5 protein-coding genes are annotated in these 4416 nt (G+C 30.0%); 3 read left to right on the forward strand and 2 right to left on the reverse strand.

Annotation, left to right across the window (positions count from 1 at the left end; all coding sequences use genetic code 11):
- Positions 1 to 377: 377 nt before the first annotated feature.
- Positions 378 to 1139, forward strand: coding sequence for a TRADD-N-associated membrane domain-containing protein (locus KVT27_RS22860; RefSeq protein ID WP_139893383.1), 762 nt, complete (start codon positions 378 to 380; stop codon positions 1137 to 1139).
- A gap of 95 nt (positions 1140 to 1234) precedes the next feature.
- On the forward strand, positions 1235 to 1594 hold the full coding sequence (locus KVT27_RS22865) for a hypothetical protein (protein WP_139893382.1): 360 nt from the start codon (positions 1235 to 1237) through the stop codon (positions 1592 to 1594).
- A 280-nt stretch (positions 1595 to 1874) separates the two neighbouring features.
- Here KVT27_RS22865 and KVT27_RS22870 read toward each other — a convergent pair whose 3' ends face one another.
- Complete coding sequence (locus KVT27_RS22870; protein ID WP_217582001.1) at positions 1875 to 2102, reverse strand: hypothetical protein; 228 nt, start codon at positions 2100 to 2102, stop codon at positions 1875 to 1877.
- The gene (locus tag KVT27_RS22875; RefSeq protein ID WP_139893381.1) at positions 2059 to 2457 is read right to left on the reverse strand and encodes a hypothetical protein; all 399 of its coding nucleotides are present in this window, start codon (positions 2455 to 2457) and stop codon (positions 2059 to 2061) included. Before KVT27_RS22875 ends, KVT27_RS22870 begins: the two co-directional genes overlap by 44 nt.
- Positions 2458 to 2833: 376 nt before the next feature.
- On the opposite strand from KVT27_RS22875, the gene KVT27_RS22880 reads away from it, so the two are divergent.
- The coding region (locus tag KVT27_RS22880) for a hypothetical protein (RefSeq protein ID WP_217582002.1) at positions 2834 to 4416 on the forward strand (1583 nt) is incomplete at its 3' end.

The following is a 4416-nucleotide window of genomic DNA, read 5'->3' on the forward strand; positions in this document are numbered from 1 at the left end:
GCGGATGGACTGCAACTATATTTATTGAAGAAGTAAATAATTTTCTGTTTTGCAGTTAAATAACAGGGATGATTATTTTCGCTAAAGTAAAATTACTATCAAAAAAAGAAGGAAGAGCAGAAGGTTATGTGTAGCGGTATATCGGCTTCTAATGTCTCCAAGTGTACGAGCGTGGGCAGCTAGGAATCTGTGATATTGAGTGTCGAACTGAGAACTTCCAAGAAGCCATAGAAAAGGGTTATAGGGACAAGGATAAGAACGATATGATTAAAGACTATTGGAGTCCTTACAATATTAAAGGTTATTGGCAAAATAGACAATAAGGGTGGATATTGTAAATTAATTAAAAATACTAGCAAAAGAGACGGTGTAGGTTCATGATTAATTTTAAGTTTGTCGATGGAGTCTTTATAGAGTTAATGGAATTGCTAACCAACAGCTTAAGAAGTAGAAAGAGACTTAGAATTTTTGTACTAATAGCATCATTAGTACTTCTTGTAGGTATTGTTATTGCAATTTTATTTTACAGAGAATATTTTGAAGACTATCAAGTTGCAATTGGTATCTTTGCATCTATATTTTTAGCAATCATATTAATACCAGCTTCAATATTAGCTTTTTCTAAAAATCCCATTGATTTTAAAAATCCGTTTGATGTTGAATTAGAGAAACTTTCTGTGGAAAGAGAAAAGTTAAAAGAAAAAGTCCAAGACAAGGATTCCGAAGTGGAAAACAACGTATTTAATACGATACAATTAAATCTTAATCAGACTACGGAATATTATACTATAAACAAGAGTCAAGCAAGACAAAGCTTTAGAGCAAGTATGATTGCAATAATTGCAGGACTAATAACAATTTTGATTGGCATATGGTTTATGTATTTCAAAGGAAATGTTACAGCGTCTACCATATCTATCGTATCATCAGTTCTACTTGAGGTAATAGGTGGAATGTATTTTTATGTTTATAAAAAGAGCTTAGAACAATTAAACTTTTTTTACGAAAAACTAGAAAAAACGCAAGATACTATGGTGGCAATCGAACTAACAAATAGCATAAATGATGAAGCTAAAAAAATAGAGTTACAAGAAAAAATAATTGTTAATTTAATAGAAAGAAGTAGCAACGCTAAATAAAAGAGCAATTATTTATAATAAGACTCAGATTTTTTTATGAATAATTGCTCTTTGAATTGAGTGAAATAAGAGTTCTATCTAAAGGAGTGGAAGCAATGACAAGTCCAACAGTGAATTTAAATATCAAAGATGTGGAAGTAGATATGAGTGTAGATGGTGCTTTTGGGAATGAGAATGGAACTTCACTAATGAAGATAACTACAATAGAAGAACATTCTATTTGTCTATACTTTTTCATTAATATAAAAAACAATGCTATTGGAGCAGTAAATGCCCATACAATCAGAGATATTTGTCCTTGTTGTAAAGTAAAGATATTGCAGTGTGAAGTGCTAAATAAATCAGAAAACAAGAAAAAAGTTTTACAAGATGCATATGCTTGGATGATAAAAGCAGAAAAATATCGTCTTCAATTATCATTAGGTAATTATGGAAACTTAAATGTGATAGGGTAAAATTCTCGTTTTACCTTAAAGGAGGGGGAGTATGATAGTACTAATTAATAACAACACATATTAATGTCTATCTAGTGGAGAGGTAAGCTGGTCTTTTACTTCTACTGGAGAAACAAGTTTATGTCTTTGTTGTGCAGTAGAAGAACTGAAAGGTGAATTAATTTATTGATATAATTCAGATTTTTAAATGGAGATCTTATAAGGAAGAGAATGTATGAATACATTAAATAACCTTCTTCCTAATAAGTATTATGACGTTGTTTTTATAGTATGTATTATTTTACTTTATATCGCGTAAAGGTAGGTAGGTAAACTCTAAAGGTTCTTTTGAGAGTGCAAATATTGCCTGTTCATATGTATCATGCCAATATTTTCGCTTTTCTTCCATTTTGCTTTTTATAATTTCCCATGTATCTTCTGCGTTTAAACCTCTTGGATCAAGGAAGTATTTTTCCTTTGATTCCTCATATCTCTCCTTGTAGCACAAGAAATCTAATTGTTTTGCCAAAACAGGTGCTAGCACTAAGCTCGATATGTTTTTTAATGGATTCATAATTATATTCATGGAAAAGCAAATATCTAACCTCACTAAATTCATATACCTCTTTTGAAATATTATGATACAATCGCTGATTTTTACAGTTTATGCAGATGGAACTGTAAATTTCATTATCATATTTCACTAATTCTATTGAATAATGTATTTTATAACGATTGCCTATAAAATTTGTATCCTCTAAAAAATGAATAAAAGAATTAGCGTGTTTAGCTACTTTTATCGCATTAATAATTTCTTCCTTTACAACATCAATAAGAATGTTTCCCTTGTTTTCTTCTGTTCCTGAAACTTTAGTACGGAACATAAATACTACTTCATTTAAAACAGTATTACCATAATCTATTTTTAAAAAATCGTATCAATACTCATCGTTTAAATTTAAATGATTGTTATGATCTAATCATTATACATTCTACGATTTTTGTAAAATATATCTAGCGTGTAAAATATTAACATGTTACCATTTTGATTAAAGGGCGTTTTTAATTTTGTTCCGCAATCGGGCCAGATTGTTGAATAACATTTATCAAGATAAATTACATATTTATCATATAATATTATATAAAATAACCAATTAAGGTTATAAATGGAATTCAATAGTTGGAGCAGATGAAAATGATAATATTAAGAAAGGCCTTTTAAATGAAAAGATATTTTGTGAAAGAAAGGGGAAAACTTAATTGCTTGATCACCTAAAAAATTATGCAATTTATAGTTATGAAAGACTTAGACTTTTACAACCACATATACAAACAACTGGCATATTCAGGGTAGGAGATAAGTATATTATCCACTGTGAAAATCCAGGTTTACCCGCAATCGAGGGAAATGGAAAAAGTATAAAAGATGTATTTAATAATGAAATAAGAGTTGCAGGTTGTCCAGTAACAATATCAAATGTAATACCTAATAATGCATCTAGAATTAATGAACGATCATATACCGAAATAATAAATTTAAAAGGTAATCCATTTAATATATTCGATTTAAATAAACAATTGTCTTTGTTATTATCTAGGGAATTTCCTTTGTTTTGGCTAGATTTTAATAACAATAATCAAACTTTGGATGTAAAAATAAAGAGGGAACTGTCAAAAGAAGAACAAGTTAGATTTGAACTATCGTTACACAAGTTAATAGGTGATAATGCAAAAATTAATTATATTTTCGAACAATCTTTAAATGTCCAGATAAAAGAAAGTAAACATGACCCCTTTTCCATTTCTGTGAGTAGGTTCTCAAATCAAAATTTTTCTAAAGACCTAATGGAAAAGTGGGAATCAGATGAGCAGATTTGGTCAGATAATAAAGAGATATTGTTTACTGACACGGAAAATGATAAAACTCAGTCTAATCAAAGAGAAGAAAAAACAAGTTGTCTAATCAACGGTCAAATGGCTACTGCCGAGAATATTAGAAACTATTTAACATTATTTGATAAGCTACAAATTATATTGCCTATTGAATCAATGTACTTAGACTTTATTAATTCTTTAGGAGTTACAGAAGAAGAATTAATAAAGTTAATTGAACTAGGGAAGGTAAAGCTTATACTACCACATTCAATTTTTAGATACAAAACAGATTTACTTGAAAAAGCTGTTGCGATAGACCCTTCTTCTATTATGCTTTCAAGAGAATTGGCTTGTAAGACTATTACAGATTTGAAAATAAGGAACCCTCTTTTATTTGTTCCAAATAGTCTAGAAGAAAAGCAAGCTATATTACAGGAATTGCTATCTCTTGCATCGAGAATGAATGGTGAAGGAGTTTGGTTAAACGGTTTGGTAAAAGAATTATCTAACTCCTGGAGTTCAATGCATGAGTTATTATCTGTTAGGGGGGCGCTTGCCACGTTTAATGTGGGATTAGGACCATTTATAAGTAATATGATTAAAAACATATCTGGTAAAGATTATTTTATTGAGATTATGCAAGCATCCAATTCAATTGAATGGGCAGCTGCAACTGGGGCAGTATTATGTCCAACAGGTCCGTTAACGTTTAATGAAGAGAATTTGGCATATTTATATTCAGGTGTAAAACAAGACTGGGAACTAGAGATTGAAACTACTCCTAATATTGCGACAGGGAAATTACTAACAATTGCCCAGCATGTGCCTGTGATTGATTTAGCTCAAACGTTTACAGGTAATGAAGTAAGAAGGTTTAGAGCATTGATAGGTAATCTAACGCATAACAAAACAGCACAAGAGATTGATGTTATTGTGAGTAATTTTAATGAAAGTGTTAAACAGTATGA

The organism is Lysinibacillus sp. GbtcB16 (genome assembly GCF_019091145.1).
GTDB lineage: Bacteria > Bacillota > Bacilli > Bacillales_A > Planococcaceae > Lysinibacillus > Lysinibacillus fusiformis.